This window comes from Oerskovia sp. Root22 (assembly GCF_001429135.1).
GTDB lineage: Bacteria > Actinomycetota > Actinomycetes > Actinomycetales > Cellulomonadaceae > Oerskovia > Oerskovia enterophila.
This window is the reverse complement of sequence record NZ_LMIL01000001.1, coordinates 148,756-166,647: the sequence shown is the minus strand read 5'-3', so window position 1 is coordinate 166,647 and position 17,892 is coordinate 148,756. Positions and strand designations below refer to the sequence as shown.

Genomic DNA, 17,892 nt, shown 5'->3' with positions numbered 1-17,892 from the left:
GTCAGCGCAGGAACAGCCTCGATGCCTGGGCCTCCGCGTCGGCGTACGTCTGCGCGGCCGAACCCAGGGCCGCGGTGATCGAGTCCAGCGCTGCCTCGACGTGCACCTGCGCCCCCTGCCACTCGGTCATGACCCCGGCGAAAGCGGTCGCCGCGCCACCCTGCCAGCTCGCCTGGAGGTCCTGGAGGTGGCGCATCATCGCTCCGACCTCGGCGCGGATGGCCGTGACCGAGCCTCCGACCGCGGCGCTCGCCTGCGCGACCCGTGCACTGTCGACCTCGTACCTGCTCATGACGTCCTGCCTCTCCAGCGTCCGCTGGGCACCGGTCGGCGCCCCGACCCGGCGCGGCGTGCGCGACCGGGTGAGCAGGACGCTAGAGGGGAGCGGCGTCGTCGGGCAGGGAGAGACCCGGCGACTGTGGACGGGGCCTCAGGAGGCCGGGCTGTGCACGGCTCGTCACCTGGACCGCGCCCGCGACGAGGAACGACTCAGGAGGGAGACGGCGCGATGAGCGCCGGGGGCGCCGAGGCCTGCAGCTTGGCCTGCTCCTTGCGCAGACGCTGGAGCTCGGCGTCCAGGTTCTGCCGTGCCGGTTCCTCCCACGCGGCCCCCATGGGGCTCGAGAAGAGGGTGCGTCGGTCGAGCAGCTTGGTGATGATCGCGATGCGCGCCCGCAGGTAGTCCGGGAGCGGGATGTGCGCGTACTCGTCGCGCACGTCCTTGAGGTACTCCTTGTACCGCTGCGGCTCGCCCGCGAGCATCGCGAGGTCCGCGTCGCACAGCACCGCGCAGTCGAAGTCCGCGGGGTCCGGGGCGTGGCGCACGAGCGCGTTCACGAGGAACGCGACCCGCCGGCAGGCCTTCTCCGGCACGCCCAACGACGAGAGCTGGTCGAACGCGAGCGCGGCGCTCGCCGTCTCGTCCTCACCGCCCTTGTTCGCGTACGCGGCCTTGCGGGCCGCGTCGAAGATCGCGCCGTGGTACCAGGCCGCGAGGCGGACCACGTCGGCGTCGTGCGTCTCCTGCGCGAGCTCGTCGACCCGGCCGAGGACGTCGGCGAGGTGCCTCAGGTTGTGGAAGTGACGGTCCGGCTGGCTCCAGCGCTCGAGGAGACCGTCGCCCACGGCGCGGATCTCGTCGTCGGACGCCGTCGCTCCGGCGCCTCGGCAGCTACGGGTCCAGGAGGTGAGCAACCACTGCGGTGCGTCAGAGGTGGTGACGCCCATGAGATCAGCCTTCTTCGATGCGGGAACGGGGTGCGCCGTCGGTCCACAGGTTCATCTCGAGCCTACGTCCGATCGGGCGACGACCCGTCATCGTAGCCCTGTGTCGGGAGTTCCACATGAACCGTGAGGCCACCGCCCTGCGTGGGGGCCACCGAGATGTGTCCCTGGTGCGCCCCGACGATCGCCGCGACGATCGCCATGCCCAGTCCCGAGCCCCCCGAGGCGCGGTTGCGCGACGAGTCCGCGCGGTAGAACCGTTCGAACACGTGGGCCGCCTGCTCGGGCGTGATGCCCGGTCCGTGGTCACGGACCTCGAGCACCGCGAGGGGGTCGTCGCCCGCGTCCTGCGGCTCCTGGGTCCCGAGCGCGATCTCGACCGGGGTGCCCGCGGGAGTGTGCTGCGAGACGTTGCCGATGAGGTTGGCGAGCACCTGCCGCAGCCGGTCCTCGTCCCCGATCACGGTGAGCTCCTCGGGGGCGTCTCCCGAGCCGCCCAGGCTCACGACGCGCACCGGCCGGGTGGGGTCGAGCGCGTGCAGGTCTCCCGCGGAGTCGCGGGCCAGGGCCGCGAGGTTCACGGGCTCGTGGCGGATGGGGCGCCCCTCGTCGAGGCGGGCGAGCGCGAGCAGGTCGTTGACGAGCGTGCCCATGCGCGTCGCGGAGTCCTCGATGCGACGCATGGTGTCGTCCATCTGCTCGGGCGTGGTCAGCGCCCCCATGCGGTACAGCTCGCCGTAGCCCTTGACGGTCGCGAGCGGGGTCCGGAGCTCGTGGCTCGCGTCCGACACGAAGCGGCGCATGCGGGCCTCGGAGGCCTCGGACGCCGCGAACGCGCGCTCGATGTGGTTGAGCATGGTGTTGAGCGACGCCGCGAGCGAGCCGACCTCGGTGCTCGGTGGGGCAGGCCGGATGCGCCGGGTCAGGTCGCCGCCCGCGATGTCGGCCGCGGTCTCCTCGATCTCGCGGAGCGGGCGCAGGGCGCGCTGCACCGCGAGGTACGCGACGGCGCCGCCGATCAGGGCGATCCCCAGGGCGCTGACCGCGAGCGTCCGGCCGAGCACCTTGACGGTCTCGTGGATCCCGGTGAGGGGGAGCGCCACGTAGGCGGTCCCGACGGTCTCGCCCGTGAGCTTGCTGATGACCGGGTAGGGCACGACGCGCCACTCGGCCGGCGTGGTCCCGCCCGCCGACGTGACCGTGAACGGCTTGCCCGTGCGGGTCGCCATCTCCTGGGCCATGAACGTCGGGATCTGCGGTGCGCCCGAGCGCTCGACGGCCTTGTCCCAGTATTTGGGGGTCTCGGCGCCGTTGTCCCAGCGGATCAGGACGTAGTACTCGCTGGGCAGGGTGGACCTCGAGGCGTTGCCCCGGAACGTCTCGTCGGCGACCGCGGAGGCCGTGAGGTCGAGCTGCTGGTCGACCTGTCCCACGAGGTACCGCGCCACCACGGTCGTCGTCGCGAGGGCCGCGATGCCCAGGCCCGCGGCGAGCAGCAGCGCGATGATCGCGACGAGACGTGCCCGCAGCGGCACCCGGGCGAACCAGCCCCAGTTCTCGGTGGGGACGGTCCGGCCGTAGGGGCGGGGCTCGTCGGGCGCGGGGACGGGGGGTGAGTCGGGTGCCGCGGGGCCGCGACCACCGGCACCGCTGGAACCACCGGAGCCTGCATCGGTGCCCGACGACGGAGCCTGCGTCCCAGGACGCGCCGCACCGGGGGTGCGGGGCGCCGAGGACGGGCGCGACGTCGTCGGGCCGGACGGCGGAGGCGGCGGGACCGGGGGCAGGGCGCCCCCGGAAGCCCCGACCGGGCGACCGGAAGAAGGCGTGCTCATGACCTGCGGGCGCTCCCCGACTCCGGGGGCGTGCGCAGCAGGTACCCGACCCCGCGCTTGGTGTGGATGAGCGGCTGGACCGGCTCCTCGGTGCCGTCGGGACCGGTCACCGTGAGGTTGTCGATCTTGCGGCGCAGGTAGGAGATGTAGGACTCGACGATGTTCGCGTCGCCGCCCCAGTCGTACTGCCAGACGTGGTCGAGGATCTGCGACTTCGAGAGCACGCGGCCGGCGTTGAGCATGAGGTAGCGCAGCAGCTTGAACTCGGTGGGGGACAGGTCCACGACCTGGCCCGCGCGGCGCACCTCGTGCGAGTCCTCGTCGAGCTCGAGGTCGGCGAAGCGCAGCACCGCGGTGTCCTCGGGCTCGGCGTGCGTGCGGCGCAGCACCGCACGGATGCGGGCCACGACCTCCTCGAGGCTGAACGGCTTGGTCACGTAGTCGTCGCCCCCGACCGTGAGGCCCGTGACCTTGTCCTGCGTGTCGTCGCGGGCCGTGAGGAAGAGCACGGGCGTGTGCTGGCCCGTGGCCCGCATGCGCCGCGTCACGGTGAAGCCGTCCATGTCGGGGAGCATGACGTCCAGGACCACGAGGTCCGGCTCGACGTCGCGCACGAGCTTGAGCGCGCTCGTGCCGTCCGCCGCGGCGAACACCTCGAACCCGGCGAAACGCAGGGACGTGGACAGCAGCTCGCGGATGTTGGGCTCGTCGTCGACGACGACCAGCCGCGCCTCGGGTTCGCTCATGGTTCCAGTGTGCGACCGAACCCTGGGAGTCGCCTGGGCGCGAGCGGTGGGCAAGGGGGCTGTGGGTGGGGTGCCGGACCATGGTGCGGCGGGCCGTCCAGGCACTGACAGCAGCCCGTCGAGACGGAAGGATGCAGGCATGCGGATCAGCGACGACCAGAGGAGGGCGCGGCTCGTCGCGCACCAGCTCGACCTCGGGGCTGCCGGTCCCGCGCCGGAGAGCACGGTCGAGGGGGTCGTCGACCGGCTCGTCGCCCTCCACGCGACCGACGCGCCCAGCGTCTACCTCTCGGTCCTCGCGCGCGTGCCCGAGCTGCGCATCGAGGACGTGCAGGCCGCGATGTACGACCGTCGCACCCTCGTGCGGGTCCTGGCCATGCGCCGGACCCTGTTCGTCGTCGCGCGCGACATGGTGCCGGTCGTCCACGCGGGGGCGAGCGCCGCCGTCGGGCGCAGGCTCAGGGCCCGCCTCCTGAAGGAGCTCGCAACCCTCCCCATGGACCCGCCCGTCGAGGACGCCGAGGCCTTCCTCGCCGCCGCCGAGGAGCAGGTGCACGACGCGCTGGCCCAGCACGGACCCCTCACCGGGGCGCAGCTCTCGGCGCGGGCCCCCGTGCTGCGGACGGCGTTCCTGCCCACCACGACCAAGTCCTGGGACGTGCGGCGCTCGCTGACCTCGCCCCTGCTGTCGCTGCTGTCGGCCGAGGGGCGGATCGTGCGCGGCGAGCCGACCGGCGGCTGGTCGTCCAACCGCTTCCTGTGGCGGCCCGTCGAGGACTGGCTGCCCGGCGGCATCCCGGAGGTCGACGAGGCCGAGGCGCGCGTGCGGCTCGCGCGGGCCTGGCTCGAGGCGTTCGGGCCCGCGATCCTGGCGGACCTCCAGTGGTGGACCGGGTGGAACCTGGGGCAGACGCGGGCAGCGGTCGCAGCCCTCGACGTCCGCGAGGTCGAGCTCGAGGGGCTCGGCGCCGGGGTCGTGCTGCGCTCGACCGAGCTGCCGACCGGGCCGGGCCTCGGTGCTGCGGCCGGGCACGTCGCGCTGCTGCCCTCGCTCGACCCCACCGCGATGGGCTGGAAGCACCGCGACTGGTACCTCGGTCCGCACCGCGAGCAGCTCTTCGACTCGGCGGGCAACATCGGCGCGACGGTCTGGTGGGAAGGGCGCATCGTGGGGGCATGGGCCGTGCGGGCCGACGGCGAGGTCGTGTCCCGTCTGCTCGAGGACGTCGGGACCGACGGCGCCGCGGCCGTCGAGGCCGAGGCGCAGCGGATCGGGTCGCTCCTGGGCGGGGGAGGCGTGACGGCGTCGTTCCCCACGCCCCTGTACCGCGAGCTGCGGGGCTGAGGCCGGGCGCGGCCTGACGCGTCGTGCGGACGGCGTGCGCCCTGCGTGCGTGCCGGCCCTGCTGATGACGCGAAGGGCGGGGCCGCGCGTGCTGCGCGGCCCCGCCCCTCGGTGGACTCAGAGGTAGCGCAGCGGGTCGAACTCCTCGAGCGGGATGATCCGGACGCGCGGCAGGATCGTCGTGAACGCCCCCACGTTGTCCTCGAGGTCGTAGAAGCTCAGGCCGCGCGAGGCCAGCTCGGAGAAGCGCGAGTTCACGAACTCGCGGAAGCACAGCAGCCCGACGCGGCGGTCGCTGTCCTCGAGCAGCTCCTCGACCTGCGGGATGAAGTCGCCGTCGTGGCTCGCCAGGAGCACGTCACCCGGGCGGTCCTTGAGCGCCTCGAGGGTGCGCTGGATACCGATGTCCACGACCTTCTCGGAGCTGGACCCGGCCAGCGGGATGGGCCGGTAGCCCATCGCGAGCAGCGCCTGGACGAACGCCATGGGCATCTGACCCGACGAGGCGTTCAGGAAGAACAGCGGCGTGACGTCCTGGGCCCACAGGTGGGCCGCGAAGTCGACGATGCGGTCCCAGCGTGGTCGCTCCTCGGGGTTGGGCCGGTGCCCCAGGACGCTCATGCCGAGCGTCGCGTCGATGTTCTCCCCGTCGACGATCAGGTAGGTGCGGCGCGGGGCCTCTCCCTGGATGTTGACGAGGCCGTTCGACGTGCTGGAGTCCGACATGGGGTCCAGCCTATCCGGCGGGGAGAGTCCCCGTTCCCGACACGGAACGGGTCGAGGCGTGGGCACGGTTTGCACCGGACCCCCCGGGGGCGAGTACCTTTCAGCGGTGAACCAGCAGCTTCTCGACCCGGTCCGGATCACGGTCGTCCAGAACTCCCCGGACGTCACCCTGGACGCCTTCGCCGACCGGCTCGGGCCCGACGTGCGCCTCGTCCGCCCCTTCGACGGGGACGCCCTGCCGGAGGCGACCGACCTGGGCGACGGGTTCGTCGTCCTGGGCGGGCAGATGTCCGCCTACGCCGACGACGTCGCCCCCTGGCTCCCCGCGCTGCGCGACCTGCTGGCCGCCGCGGTGTTCTCGGACGTCCCGACGCTCGGGATCTGCCTCGGCGCCCAGCTGCTCGCGGTCGCGGGCGGTGGCAAGGTGCAGGTCGCGGCCCCTCCCGGTCGCGAGGCGGGCCTGACCCGCGTGTTCTGGAAGGCGGGCGCCGAGGGCGACCCCGTCCTGGGGCCGATCGCACGCGCCGCGGCAGGTACGGGCAAGCGGGCCCGCTCGTTCACGGTCAGCATGCACGCCGACGCGATCATCGACCTCCCCGAGGGCGCGTCGTGGCTCGGCATGTCGGACATGTACCCGTACCAGGCGTTCCGCCACGGCTCGGCCCTGGGGGTCCAGTTCCACCCCGAGGCGACGCTCGCCACGATCCGGGGTTGGGCCGACCAGCACGACGACGTCGACACGACCAACATCCTTGCCGACGCCGCGCCGTTCGAGGGTGAGGTCCTCGAGACGGGCCGCCTCCTCGCGGAGTCGTTCCTGGCGGTCGTGCACGACGACGTCGCTCGCCGGGGCGTGCGGGCGTAGGTCGCGCAGGGCGCGTCGCGCCGCGACACGACGCGTGTCCGCCCGGGCTGACCGGTCGGTCGGTGGCAGGGTGTCGGGATGATCCGTCACACCGTCGCCTTCCGCCTGCGCCACCCCGAGGGGTCCGCCGCAGAGACCGCCTTCCTGACCGACGCCCGCGTCCTCGCGACGATCCCGGGGGTCGAGCGGTTCGAGCAGCTGCGCCAGACCAGCGCCAAGAACGACTTCACGTTCGGCTTCTCCATGGAGTTCGCGGACGCTGCGGCGTACGCGGCCTACGACCAGCACCCGGACCACCGGGCGTTCGTGGCCGATCGCTGGGTCCCCGAGGTCGAGGACTTCCTGGAGATCGACTACGAGCCGCTGCCTGCGGGCTGACGCGCGACCGCAGGCCCCTTCCGGCAGCCCCTGCTGACGGCGCGTGGCGCCCGGGCCGGACCCTCCGACCACCCTTCCGACGACGACGCGACGGCCGGTGACCACGAGGTCACCGGCCGTCGCCGCATCCTTGCGTGGGGCGCTCGCACCCCGGCCGCAGAGCTGTCTTGTCAGGGGACTACCACTCGCTGGGGGCGTCCTGGGTGCCGGCCTCGATCGACGTGACGGTCGTGGGCGAGATCTGCGGGGCGGGGGACGCGCCGCCGCTCTTGAGCGCTGCGAGCCGGGCCTCGATCTCGATGTTGGCGCCCGAGGTCTCGAGCTCCTCGAACTGCGCGTCGAGCGAGGACGCGGCGACCTCGGCCTGGCCGAGCGCCTTGGCCTCCTCGCGGCGGACCTTCTCCTCGAAGCGTGAGACCTCGCTCGTGGGGTCGAGGACGTTGATCGAGCTGATCGCGCCCTGGACGGTCTGCTGTGCCTCCGCGGACTTCTGACGGGCGACGAGCGAGTCGCGCTTGGACCTGAGCTCGCCCAGCTTGTCCTTCATCTGCGCGAGCCCGGTCTTGAGCTTCTCGACCGTCTCGCGCTGCGAGGTGATCAGGGGCTCGGCCTGACGGACCTCGCCTTCTGCGGAGATCTGCTTCTGGAGGGCGACCTTGGCAAGGTTGTCGAACTTGTCGGCGTTGGCCGGGTCGCCTGCGGACCGGTACTGGTCGGCGCGTGCGGAGGCTGCGGCGGCCTTGTCGCCCCACTCGCGGACCGCGGCGACGTCCTCGTTGTAGTCCTGCTCGGCGAGCCGGAGGTTCCCGATGGTCTGCGCGACGGCCTGCTCGGCGTCGGCGATGCTGTTCGTGTAGTCGCGGACGAGCTGGTCCAGCATCTTCTGCGGGTCCTCGGCGCCGTCGAGGAGCGCGTTGATGTTCGCCTTGGCCAGCTGGGTGATGCGTCCGAAGATGCTCTGCTTCTCTGCCATCGGTCGTGCCTTCCTGCTCGTGGATGCGTGTACGCGGTGCCGTCGTGGCGACGTGGCGCCCGGCCGTGCGACCTGCGGGGCCGGGCGAGGGGCCGACCCCTAGAACCGTCCTCCTCTGCTGGAGCGGCCGCCCGAGGAACGGCCACCGGACGAACCGCGGGAGGACCGGCCGGACGAACCGCCGCCGCCGAACCCCCCACCGCCGTAGCCGCCGCCGAACCCCCCGCTCGAGCGACGGCCTCCGCCGCCCCCTCCGCGCAGGATCTGGTCGAGCAGGATGCCGCCGAGGACCATGCCGCCAACGTTGTTCCCGCCTCCCGAGCCGCCGCCACCGAACATGCCGGGACCGTTCTGCTGCTGCTCCCACGCGGCCGCGTCGCGCTGGGCCAGCTGGGCCGCAGACTGTGCGAGGGAGTCGGCCTGCTGGGCCGTGGCGAGGGCGCGGACGGGGTCGGACGGCTGCAGGGCCTGCGCCTCGCCGAGGTAGCGGATGGCCTCGGAGAGCCGGGTCCGGGCCTCGGGGCCGACGGCGCCGCGCCGGGTCTCGATGAACGAGTTCGTCGCGCGGATCTGGGAGTCGACGCGGCCCAGGGTGTCGCGCAGGAGCGCAGCGGCGCGTGCGGCCTGCTCGGCGCTCTCGCGGAACGGTGCGAGGGCGGCGTCGATCGCGGCCTCGGCGTCGGTGAGCCGGCGCAGGGCGGCGAGCGGGTCTCCGCCGGTGCGTGCGCCCTGGGCGTCGGCCACGGCGGCCTGGGCCTCGGTGGAGCGCGCGGTCACGGCGGGGTCGCCCGGGGCGAGGCGCGCGGCATCGGCGATGTCCGCGGTGATCGAGGCGACGGCCACGTCGAGGCGCTTGCCGGCCTGGGCCAGGTCCTCGCCCGCCGAGTCGACCGCGTCGAGAAGCATGACGGCCTGGCCGACCGCGTTCTCGGCGGCGCGGGCGTGCGCGACGGCGGACGCGCGGTCCTTGCCCTCGAGCGCGGCGCGTCCTGCGGCGACGGCCTCGCGGGCGCCCGCGACGAGCTGCGTGGCCTGGTCGGGGTTGGCCGCGACCGACGCGAGCGCGGCCTCGGGGTAGGTCGCGAAGAGGCCCGCGAGCGTGCTGCGGGCCGGGGCGATGCGGGCCTCGACCTCACCGGCGCGCCGCTCCACGGTGTCGAGGACCTCGGGGGCGCGGGACTGGAGGTCGCGCAGCTCGTCGAACTGGGCGGACTCGGCGTCGAGCGCGGCCGCGACGTCGGCGCACAGCGTGATGATCTGGGCCATGATCGAGCGCGAGACCGGCTCGGTCTCGGGGGTCTGGTCGTCGAGCTGCTGACGCAGCGCGAACGCCTGGGAGACCTTCTGCTTGCCCGTCTCGAGCGCGACCTGGAACTCCTTGGTGGCCTCGAGCCCGAACTGTGCCTGGGCGAAGCCGAGCTCCTGCTCGGAGGTCTTGATGGCGTCGTCGATCGCGACGAGGGCCGAGCTGGCCCGACGGTTGAGCTCGTCGGTGGGGAGCTGGGAGAGCTCGTCGGCCTCGTCCGTGCCACCCTGCCGGGCGGCCGTGCCACGTCGCTTGCGCAGGATCGAGCGGACCACGAAGAAGCCCGCGATCGCGAGCAGGCCCACGACGAGCACGATCAGCCAGCCGGATCCGCCCGACGACGACGAACCGGTCGCCTCGGTGCGCAGCGTGTCCGCGGCGACGATCGCGGACTGCGCCCACTCCTCCTGGCTGAGCTCGTCCTCGACCGCGGCCTGGACCTTGTCGAGCGAGGCGTCCGAGAGCCCGATGTTGTTGTCGGCCGAGAGGTCGTAGCGACGGTCCTCGGTCGCGACGGCGAGCAGGACGTCGTCGCGGCCCAGCCCCGACAGGTTGGCCGTCGCGGTGGCCCAGGTCTGCGCGTCCTGGCCGTCGAACGTGTCGACGTACACGACGTAGAGCTGGTACGGGGTGTCGGCCTCGAGGCGGTCCATCGCGGCCTCGACCTCGTCGGTCTGGTTCCCCAGGACACCGTCCGGGTCGGTGATGCGGCCCGGGAGGTCCAGGGGCTGTGCAGCAGGGAGCCGGGTGTCGGCGGTGACCGATGAGGTGCCGGTGCTCGGCGCCTCGACCAGGACAGACGTGGTGGCCGCGCCGTCGCTCGGCCACGCGGTGTCGACCGCGCCGGCGGGCGCAGCGAAGGTCGCCAGGCCCAGAGCGCCGAGGACGGTGAGCGCGAGCCCGGTGCGCACCGTGGACCGGAGCATGCGGGCGGGGCGAGGGGGTGCGGCTGTATCGGACGACGAGGTCACCTCGTGATCCTTTCCCAGGGGGCGCCCCGCCGCAATCGCGATTCCGGACACCGATGGGCATTTCACCCGGACTGAGTCGTGCGCTGGATCAGGGCGATCTGGATCTTCCGGGCGTCGGGGGCGTGCCGTGTGAAGGGCGCCTGCCCGGGGGCGCTGCCCCTCCGAGGAAGGCGGAATATTCGTACGGCGTACAGTGTTCTTCGAGCGTCACGCTCCCGACGAGAGGCCTTCATGACTCCCCGCACGACGACGTCCTCGCCCGCAGCCCCAGCCGCGGCGTTGCCCGACGGTACGCCCCCGTCTCCGGACACTGCCGCGCCTGCCGTCTCGCCCCTGCCGTCGCTCGCCGACCAGGCCGAGCGCCTGATCGCGCTCGGTGTCCATGAGCTCGCCGGGCTGTCCGCTCGCGAGGTGCGCGACGCCGTCGGGCGCCTCGCCCTGAGCGCGCCCCAGGGCGGGCTGCTCGCCGTCCATCCGCGCCTCGCCCCGCCGTCCGTCCTCGCACCCCTGCTCCGGCTCGGGGACAAGGAGGGGTTCGTCGTGGTCGACATGGACGACGTGGACCGGTTCGAGCCTCTCGAAGGGCTCGCGCTGCCCGAGGAGGCGCTCTACGTCGTGACGGACGTCGACCGTGGCGACGACATGGCGAACTGGTCCCCTGACGAGGCGCTGCCGGAGATCGCTCGACGGGGCCGCACGCCCCTCGTGCTCAGCGAAGGGATCCACTGGGCCTTGCAGACGCCCGACGTCGTGGCGCGCAACCACTGCTTCATGACGATCGGGTCGCGGCTGCGCAAGGACGAGGGACGCCTCGACTCGCGGACGCCCGCGGTGTGGATCTCGAACGGCACCGGGCGCGACGGCAAGGCGCGCCGCGGCGCGCCCAAGGTCGGCTGGTGCTGGGCGGGCAACCGGCACACGTGGCTGGGTTTCGCGTCGGGGGACCGGCGGGTGGTCTAGGGGCTCGCTGCCCGACGGCGGCTCCCACCCTCTACTGCACGACGTCCAGGTCCTCCGCGTCGACGATGCGGTACGCGTACCCCTGCTCCGCCAGGAAGCGCTGCCGGTGCGCCGCGAAGTCCTGGTCCACGGTGTCGCGCGAGACCACGGCGTAGAAGTGTGCGGTGCGCCCGTCCTGCTTGGGCCGCATGATGCGTCCCAGGCGCTGCGCCTCCTCCTGGCGCGAGCCGAACGACCCCGACACCTGGATCGCGACCGACGCCTCGGGCAGGTCGATCGAGAAGTTCGCGACCTTCGACACGACGAGCCGGTTGATCTCCCCGGAGCGGAACGCCTCGAACAGGCGCTGACGCTCGCGCACGGTCGTTGCACCCGTGATGACGGGCGCGTCGAGGTGCTCGCCGAGCTCCTCGAGCTGGTCGAGGTACTGGCCGATCACGAGGACCTGGTCGTCTGGGTGCGCGGCCGCGATCTGCTCGACGACCCGGTTCTTGCCCGGTGCCGTCGCGGCGAGCCGGTACTTGTCCTCGGGCTCGGCGGTCGCGTACGCCATGCGGTCGCGGTCGGGGAGCGTGAGCCGCACCTCGACGCAGTCCGCGGGCGCGATGTACCCCTGGGCCTCGATGTCCTTCCAGGGTGCGTCGTACCGCTTGGGCCCGATCAGGCTGAAGACCTCGTCCTCGCGGCCGTCCTCGCGCACGAGCGTCGCGGTCAGGCCCAGGCGGCGGCGCGCCTGGAGGTCCGCGGTCATGCGGAAGATCGGGGCCGGCAGCAGGTGGACCTCGTCGTAGACCACGAGGCCCCAGTCGCGCGCGTCGAGCAGCTCGAGGTGCGTGTAGACGCCCTTCCGCTTGGTCGTGAGCACCTGGTAGGTCGCGATCGTGACGGGCTTGATCTCCTTGCGGGCGCCCGAGTACTCGCCGATCTCGTCCTCGGTCAGCGTGGTGCGCCGCACCAGCTCGTCGCGCCACTGGCGCGCGCTCACGGTGTTCGTGACGAGGATCAGCGTCGTCGTGCCGGACTTCGCCATGGCTCCGGCCCCGACGATCGTCTTGCCCGCACCGCACGGGAGCACGACGACGCCGCTGCCGCCGTGCCAGAACCCGTCGACGGCCTGCTGCTGGTAGGGCCGCATGGCCCAGGGCTTGTCCTCGTGCGCCGGGTCGGTGGGCGACAGGTCGATCGGGTGCTTCTCGCCGTCGACGTAGCCCGCGAGGTCCTCGGCGGGCCAGCCGAGCTTGAGCAGCACCTGCTTGAGGTGCCCGCGCTCCGAGGGGTGCACGACCACGGAGTCGTCACCCAGGCGGTCACCCACGAGGCCCGCCGTCCGCTTGGACTTGAGGACCTCGGCGAGCACCGCCTTGTCGGTCGCCTGGAGCACCAGGCCGTGCGTGGGGTGCGCGACGAGCTGGAGGCGCCCGTAGCGTGACATGGTCTCCGCGACGTCGACGAGCAGCGCGTGCGGCACGGGGTAGCGGCTGTACTGGAGCAGGACGTTGACGACCTGTTCGGCGTCGTGACCCGCAGCCCGCGCGTTCCACAGGCCCAGGGGCGTGAGCCGGTAGGTGTGGACGTGCTCGGGGGCTCGTTCGAGCTCGGCGAACGGGGCGATGGCCCGGCGGGCGTCGCCGGAGAGCGGGTGATCGACCTCGAGCAGCAGCGACTTGTCGCTCTGCACGATCAGGGGGCCGTCGGCCATGTGCGTCCTTCCGGGTGGTGCGTCGTGTCGTGGCGCGGTGGTGCGGGCTAGTCGTTCGGCGCCCCCGAGGAGGCGCCCGTGGGTGCGTCGTCCTGCGCGGGCGCAGGGGCGTCGGTGAAGACGCCGGCGATGCGGTGGACCGCGACGGTCAGCTCGGCGTCCCGGGCAGGGTCGAGAGCGCGCAAGCGCCCTCCTTCGAGGACCAGGGGCTTCACGCGGCGGCGGGTCGGCTGGCCCGTGGGGTCGATCGTCTCGAGCACCACGTGGTCGCCCGCGTCGATCGCGTCGCGCAGGAGTCCCAACGCGGCAGGGGGTTCGGTTGTTCCGCGCGGCTCGGGCGGGGCGTCCGCGCGGCTCGCCGACGCCGGGGGCGCGGCGAGCGCCGCGTCGTCGGCGGCGCGCAGCCGCGGGACGAGGTCGGCGTACCGTTCGCGCCGGGCTGCGGTGTCGAGCGCGGCGCCCTCCCGTGCCGGTACCCCGTGTCCGACGGCGGAGCGCCCCCGGGTGGCCGTGTCCAGCGGGCGTCGCCCGCCCACGCGAGAGCGGACCGTCGACCGGACGCGCTCGGTGCGCACGACCCGGCCGTCGGGCCCCTCGACCATGGACGCGAGGCCGCGGTCGCGCAGCGCCGCCTGGAGCGTCGCGGCCGGGACGAGCGCGGCCAGGACCGTGGGTGCGACGCGGAAGAGCGACAGGTGGCGCAGCGCCGGGTCCTCGACGAGACCCGTGAGGAGCGCGGGGTCCTCGGCGCGGACGTAGCTCGACGCGGTCCCGACGCGCAGCCGCCCGTGCCGCCGGGCCGTGTCGCGCACGAGGTAGTCGAGCGGCTGCGGGAGCGGCGTGCGCGAGTGTGAGGCGAGCTCGGTGAGCAGGTCCTCCGCGCTGCGGCCCGCGTCGAACGCCCGGGTCAGCGACTCGGGCGTGAACCGGACCGTGATCGCGGCGCCGCGGGACTCGACGTCCGCGGCGTCCTCGAGGAGCCGTTCGAGCGCGGCGCTCGGGCGTCCCGGCACGATCCCGGTGAGGTCGCCCTGGACGAGCAGCTCGTCGACCTCGGGCGGCAGGACCGACTCGAGGGCGTGCGCGAGCGCGGTCTCGGGTGAGCCCGTGTCGGCACCCCCGCTCGTTGCCCTGGGTGACCCGCCCGTCGCCCCCGGTGAGCCGACGCGCGGGCCGTGCGCGGCGCCGTCGGGCACGGGGAGCAGGAGTGCCCGACCCGTCGGGGCGAGCGCGCCGACCCCCGTGACGCCCAGGAGTGCGGCCTCGTGCACGAGGCCCTCGACGGCCTGGGCCGGGGGAGTGGCGCGCGGCGATCCCCAGCGCAGGACCTCGAGCAGGTCGGTCGGGGTCAGGGCCTGCCCGGGGCGGTCGGCGAGGGCCGAGAGGAGGTCGAACCGCAGGCGCGGGACCCACGGGCGGCTCAGGTCGGGTTCGAGGGCCGCGCGGAGCGTGCCGCGCTCGTCGCGGCTGCCGATGGTCCACGGGGTGCGTCCCGACGCGGCCCAGGCCGCGGCGAGCGCGGCCCAGCGGCTCGCGAGCGGCAGCTCGAGCCAGTCCTCGCCCGCGAGCGTCACCGTGAACGAGGGCGGGTCCTCGCCGTCGTCGACGACGAGGCCGGTCGCGAGCGCGAGCTCGGCCACGAACGCGGCGGTCGGCTCGTCGACCTCGAGGGTCGTCGCGAGGCGACGCAGGTCGCGCACGCCCAGCCCGCCCGCGCGCAGGACGTTCGGGGGCGAGGCCTGCCACAGGGCCAGGAGGTGCGCGACGAGCCGGACCACGTCCTGGGCCGCGCGGGCGGCCTCGGCCGTGATGGTGTCCTCGGTGAAGTGCGGGGCGTCGGGCTGGGGTGGGTGCGCGGCCGTGCTCGCGTGCGTGCGGCCGCCGCGCAGCGCGAGCGCGACCTCGCGCGGCAGGACGACGTGACGCTCGTCCGAGGCGAGGAGCAGGCGGTGGCGCAGGAGCCAGGTCGTGGCCTCGCGGCCCACGGGGTCGGCGCGGGGCGCGACCCCCACGGGCGGCCCCCAGGTCAGGGCGTCGAGGATGCTCCGCGCCCCTGGGGGAGCGTCGGCGAGGAGAGCGCCGAGGGCTACGGCCGCCTGGTCGGACGACGGGCCCGACGGCGCGTGGGCGAGCGGGGAGGACGGGTCCGCGGGGCCGAGCCCCGCCGGGTAGGGGCCGAGGACCTCGGACAGGCCCGGGGCGACGGCCAGGTCGGTCGCGGCCGACGGGTCCGTCGAGTCGGAGGTACCCCGGTCCCACAGCAGGGCCCCCTCGAGCAGGTGTGCGACCGCCGCGCGGACGAGCGGGGCGTCAGCGGGCTCGGTCGCCAGGGCTGCCAGGAGCCGGTCGATCGTGACGGGCGGGTGGGGGGCAGCGGGAGCGGAGGCCTGGTCCCCGAGGACCAGGACGGAGTCGAGCACCTGCAGCTCGAGGGCGTCGAGGCGGGCGACGGCCCGATCCAGGCTGGTACGGCTGGTGGAGCGGGCTGCGAGCGAACGCAGGGTCGACGGCGAAGGAGTGGCCAGGTCAGGGCGCTGCATCAGCAGCGCGACGAGGTGCTCGTCGCTGCGGGAGCGAAGAGCCTCGGGGAAGGTCCGGCGCGGAGCCGGAGGCGTTGAGGCCATTCGTCCGATGCTACGCGGGTCGGGGGTGCGCCTCACCCTGGTCCTCGAGGCGCGGATGGTCGTGGCGGTGCTGTGCCGCGGCGGTCACGCACCGACCTGGGGCCGTGCGGAGCGTCGCGTGTCGACCGGTGTCCGCGGGGCGTGCGGATCGAGCGCCCGCGCCCCGACCTCCGCGACGTCGAGGGAGTCGACCGCGTCGAGCCCGCCCGTGACGAACGCGGTCAGGGCGTCGAGGGCGAGGTCGGACGAGAGGACCTTGGTGTGGCCGAACCCGGACGTGAGGACCAGGCGAGACCTGTCGCCGTGGGCAGCGTGCAGCCGTCGCGCGTCCAGGTCCGGCATCCGTCGGTCGCCACGGTCGTGCACCACGAGGAGCTCGGTCGTCGCCGGCAACAGGTGGGTCACGGCGTCGTAGCGGGCTGAGGCGGAGGCCCGGTCCTCGCCGAGCCGGGCGAGGAAGCGGGCCCCGACGTGGGTCAGCGTGCGGGCGTCCAGGCCCAGGTCGCGCCCGAACTGCGTGAGATACGGATCGGGGCTGCCCACGCCCGAGACGACCGCGACGCGTCGCGTCGGGACGGTCGAACGGGCCGCGGTGAGTGCAGCCAGGGCGCCCAACGAGTGCCCGACGAGCGCGTGGAACGGGCCGTGGACGCGCTGCAGGGCCTCGGTCGCCGCGACCCAGTCGCGGATGTCGGCCGGGCCGCCCGGAGACGTGCCGTGCGCCGGGGCGTCGAACGACACGACGTGGAAGCCCTCGGCGACGAGCTCGCGAACCAGGGGAGAGAGCTGGGACGCGCGCCCGCGCCACCCGTGGACCAGCAGCACCGTGCGCCGGCCGGACCCCCACTCGTAGCTCGTGAGCGCCCGGCCGCGGACGATGAGCGTTGCTCGCCGCGCGGTGTGGTGCGTGGACGTGTCGGCATCGCGCACGGGGATGCGGGGAGCGGTGACGAAGAAGGTTCGCAGCGCGAAGCGGCCGGCGAGCCCCGGGGAGACGGTGGCGACGGCGCGCAGGCCGCGGCCGACCGCGCTGTTCAGGACGGGCATGTCTCCTCCAGATGAATGCGTACGATCGTTCGTTCTGTAGATTACGCGAACGATCGTTCGTACACTAGGGGGATGGCAGAACTCGCAGCCCTGGACGGTCGACGAGCCCGTGGTGACGCGTCACGGCGGGACGTGCTCGCACGCGCGACGGACCTCGCGTCGGTCGAGGGGCTCGACGGACTGACGATCGGTCGCCTGGCCGAGGCGTCGGGCCGCAGCAAGAGCAGCATCGCCACGCTCTTCCACGGCAAGGAGGGGTTGCAGCTCGCGACCGTCGTCGCGGCACGGGAGATCTTCGTCGCGACCATCGTCGAGCCGGCGCGCACGGAGCCGAGGGGCCTGCGCCGCCTGGTCGTGCTGCTGCGGAACGCTCTCGTGTACTCGAGGGACAGAGTCTTCACGGGCGGCTGCTTCTTCGCCGCGACCGCGGCCGACGTCGACTCCAAGCCGGGTCCCGTGAACGCCGCTGTGCGGTCGGCGCTCGCGGACTGGTACGGCTACGTCGAGGCGCAGACGAGGGCGGCGGTGGCAGCGGGCGAGCTCGCGATCGACCAGTCCGAGGCCGAGGTCCTCGCGTTCGAGCTGCTGGCCCTCGACGAGGCCGCCAACTCGCGGTCCTTGCTGCTGGGCGACGACCGCCCCTACGTGCTCGCGGCGGCCGCGATGCGCGCCCGGCTGCTCGCCGCCGGGGCGGACCCCGAGCTGCTCGGCGCGCTGGATCTCGCGGGCTGAGCCTCGCGACGAGCTGGCTGATCATGGGGCGGCCCGGCGGAGCTCGCGCTCGTCGACGCCGATCGACCCTGCGGGCCGAGCCAGGCCGGGAGCCCAGCCGAGCCTGGCGCGGGGGCCTTGTCGAAGAGGGTTCGCTGAGCGAATCCCTGTCCCGGTCAGCGAACGCGAGTTCCGCTCACCGGAAAGCGCTGCGCAGGCATCCCCTGTCCCGCGCTCGGTGCCCGGTGCTCGGTGCTCGGTGCTCGGTGCTCGGTGCTCGGTGCCCGGTGCCCGGTGCCCGGCCGGTCCGGCGAACCGCTGCACCCGCTCCAGGGCCGTGGCTGCGGTGGCCTTGCAGCCGATGCCGCCCGCGCTCCCAGGGATCGCCGTGGCCCTCGATCCGGGAGCACCGACGGCCGGCCACGAGAGTCCCGTGGCCGGCCGTTGATCTGTGTCGCGCGGTCGCGCTGTCGCGCTGTCGC

Annotated in this window: 15 protein-coding genes; 5 read left to right on the top strand and 10 right to left on the bottom strand. The window is 73.8% G+C overall.

All coding sequences use genetic code 11. The annotated features are described in order from the left end of the window. Window position 1: 1 nt before the first annotated feature. The 4 genes from ASE15_RS00645 to ASE15_RS00630 all read right to left on the bottom strand — a co-directional run bounded on the left by ASE15_RS00645 (window position 2) and on the right by ASE15_RS00630 (window position 3,805). Entirely contained in the window at window positions 2-292 is a 291-nt protein-coding gene (locus tag ASE15_RS00645) for a WXG100 family type VII secretion target (RefSeq protein WP_056645360.1), read from the bottom strand. A gap of 197 nt (window positions 293-489) precedes the next feature. Then, window positions 490-1,227, bottom strand: a complete 738-nt coding sequence (locus ASE15_RS00640) for a hypothetical protein (RefSeq protein WP_056760535.1) — start codon at window positions 1,225-1,227, stop codon at window positions 490-492. 62 nt (window positions 1,228-1,289) lie between these two features. Beyond that, window positions 1,290-3,059: a cell wall metabolism sensor histidine kinase WalK gene (locus tag ASE15_RS00635; RefSeq protein ID WP_082618067.1), complete on the bottom strand. Its 1,770-nt coding sequence runs from the start codon at window positions 3,057-3,059 to the stop codon at window positions 1,290-1,292. After that, window positions 3,056-3,805, bottom strand: coding sequence for a response regulator transcription factor (locus ASE15_RS00630; RefSeq protein ID WP_056645367.1), 750 nt, complete (start codon window positions 3,803-3,805; stop codon window positions 3,056-3,058). Before ASE15_RS00630 ends, ASE15_RS00635 begins: the two co-directional genes overlap by 4 nt. Before the next feature lie 139 nt (window positions 3,806-3,944). On the opposite strand from ASE15_RS00630, the gene ASE15_RS00625 reads away from it, so the two are divergent. Next, entirely contained in the window at window positions 3,945-5,150 is a 1,206-nt protein-coding gene (locus ASE15_RS00625) for a winged helix DNA-binding domain-containing protein (RefSeq protein ID WP_056760529.1), read from the top strand. Between the two features lie 117 nt (window positions 5,151-5,267). Here the strand turns inward: ASE15_RS00625 and ASE15_RS00620 are convergent, their stop codons facing one another. Then, window positions 5,268-5,876: an NYN domain-containing protein gene (locus tag ASE15_RS00620; RefSeq protein ID WP_056645372.1), complete on the bottom strand. Its 609-nt coding sequence runs from the start codon at window positions 5,874-5,876 to the stop codon at window positions 5,268-5,270. A 106-nt stretch (window positions 5,877-5,982) separates the two neighbouring features. On the opposite strand from ASE15_RS00620, the gene ASE15_RS00615 reads away from it, so the two are divergent. Next, window positions 5,983-6,741 carry a type 1 glutamine amidotransferase gene (locus tag ASE15_RS00615; RefSeq protein WP_056760526.1) on the top strand — a complete coding sequence of 253 codons (759 nt, stop codon included), beginning with the start codon at window positions 5,983-5,985 and terminating at the stop codon, window positions 6,739-6,741. Window positions 6,742-6,819: 78 nt separating this feature from the next. After that, window positions 6,820-7,119 carry a Dabb family protein gene (locus tag ASE15_RS00610; RefSeq protein ID WP_056645375.1) on the top strand — a complete coding sequence of 100 codons (300 nt, stop codon included), beginning with the start codon at window positions 6,820-6,822 and terminating at the stop codon, window positions 7,117-7,119. 178 nt (window positions 7,120-7,297) lie between these two features. On the opposite strand, the gene ASE15_RS00605 is transcribed toward ASE15_RS00610, so the two are convergent. Both ASE15_RS00605 and ASE15_RS00600 read right to left on the bottom strand, forming a co-directional pair. Further along, window positions 7,298-8,092, bottom strand: a complete 795-nt coding sequence (locus ASE15_RS00605; RefSeq protein WP_056760524.1) for a PspA/IM30 family protein — start codon at window positions 8,090-8,092, stop codon at window positions 7,298-7,300. 99 nt (window positions 8,093-8,191) lie between these two features. Beyond that, on the bottom strand, window positions 8,192-10,369 hold the full coding sequence (locus ASE15_RS00600; RefSeq protein WP_235534059.1) for a TPM domain-containing protein: 2,178 nt from the start codon (window positions 10,367-10,369) through the stop codon (window positions 8,192-8,194). A 231-nt stretch (window positions 10,370-10,600) separates the two neighbouring features. Between ASE15_RS00600 and ASE15_RS00595 the strand changes: the two genes are divergently transcribed. Then, the gene (locus ASE15_RS00595) at window positions 10,601-11,329 is read left to right on the top strand and encodes a DUF5701 family protein (RefSeq protein WP_235534057.1); all 729 of its coding nucleotides are present in this window, start codon (window positions 10,601-10,603) and stop codon (window positions 11,327-11,329) included. A 31-nt stretch (window positions 11,330-11,360) separates the two neighbouring features. On the opposite strand, the gene ASE15_RS00590 is transcribed toward ASE15_RS00595, so the two are convergent. From ASE15_RS00590 to ASE15_RS00580, 3 genes are all read right to left on the bottom strand, one after another. Next, the gene (locus ASE15_RS00590) at window positions 11,361-13,028 is read right to left on the bottom strand and encodes a DNA repair helicase XPB (protein WP_056645383.1); all 1,668 of its coding nucleotides are present in this window, start codon (window positions 13,026-13,028) and stop codon (window positions 11,361-11,363) included. Between the two features lie 47 nt (window positions 13,029-13,075). Then, window positions 13,076-15,652, bottom strand: a complete 2,577-nt coding sequence (locus ASE15_RS00585; RefSeq protein WP_056760521.1) for a helicase-associated domain-containing protein — start codon at window positions 15,650-15,652, stop codon at window positions 13,076-13,078. 84 nt (window positions 15,653-15,736) lie between these two features. Continuing rightward, on the bottom strand, window positions 15,737-16,699 hold the full coding sequence (locus tag ASE15_RS00580) for an alpha/beta hydrolase (protein ID WP_082618065.1): 963 nt from the start codon (window positions 16,697-16,699) through the stop codon (window positions 15,737-15,739). Window positions 16,700-16,771: 72 nt separating this feature from the next. Here ASE15_RS00580 and ASE15_RS00575 point away from each other — a divergent pair, with 72 nt between their 5' ends. Next, the gene (locus tag ASE15_RS00575; RefSeq protein WP_056760518.1) at window positions 16,772-17,431 is read left to right on the top strand and encodes a TetR/AcrR family transcriptional regulator; all 660 of its coding nucleotides are present in this window, start codon (window positions 16,772-16,774) and stop codon (window positions 17,429-17,431) included. Window positions 17,432-17,892: the final 461 nt, after the last annotated feature.

Coding starts and splice junctions, on each gene's coding strand:
- ASE15_RS00645 (WP_056645360.1), bottom strand. CDS start 292: ATGAGCAGGTACGAGGTCGACAGTGCACGGGTCGCGCAGGCGAGCGCC.
- ASE15_RS00640 (WP_056760535.1), bottom strand. CDS start 1,227: ATGGGCGTCACCACCTCTGACGCACCGCAGTGGTTGCTCACCTCCTGG.
- ASE15_RS00635 (WP_082618067.1), bottom strand. CDS start 3,059: ATGAGCACGCCTTCTTCCGGTCGCCCGGTCGGGGCTTCCGGGGGCGCC.
- ASE15_RS00630 (WP_056645367.1), bottom strand. CDS start 3,805: ATGAGCGAACCCGAGGCGCGGCTGGTCGTCGTCGACGACGAGCCCAAC.
- ASE15_RS00625 (WP_056760529.1), top strand. CDS start 3,945: ATGCGGATCAGCGACGACCAGAGGAGGGCGCGGCTCGTCGCGCACCAG.
- ASE15_RS00620 (WP_056645372.1), bottom strand. CDS start 5,876: ATGTCGGACTCCAGCACGTCGAACGGCCTCGTCAACATCCAGGGAGAG.
- ASE15_RS00610 (WP_056645375.1), top strand. CDS start 6,820: ATGATCCGTCACACCGTCGCCTTCCGCCTGCGCCACCCCGAGGGGTCC.
- ASE15_RS00605 (WP_056760524.1), bottom strand. CDS start 8,092: ATGGCAGAGAAGCAGAGCATCTTCGGACGCATCACCCAGCTGGCCAAG.
- ASE15_RS00595 (WP_235534057.1), top strand. CDS start 10,601: ATGACTCCCCGCACGACGACGTCCTCGCCCGCAGCCCCAGCCGCGGCG.
- ASE15_RS00590 (WP_056645383.1), bottom strand. CDS start 13,028: ATGGCCGACGGCCCCCTGATCGTGCAGAGCGACAAGTCGCTGCTGCTC.
- ASE15_RS00585 (WP_056760521.1), bottom strand. CDS start 15,652: ATGGCCTCAACGCCTCCGGCTCCGCGCCGGACCTTCCCCGAGGCTCTT.
- ASE15_RS00580 (WP_082618065.1), bottom strand. CDS start 16,699: ATGCCCGTCCTGAACAGCGCGGTCGGCCGCGGCCTGCGCGCCGTCGCC.
- ASE15_RS00575 (WP_056760518.1), top strand. CDS start 16,772: ATGGCAGAACTCGCAGCCCTGGACGGTCGACGAGCCCGTGGTGACGCG.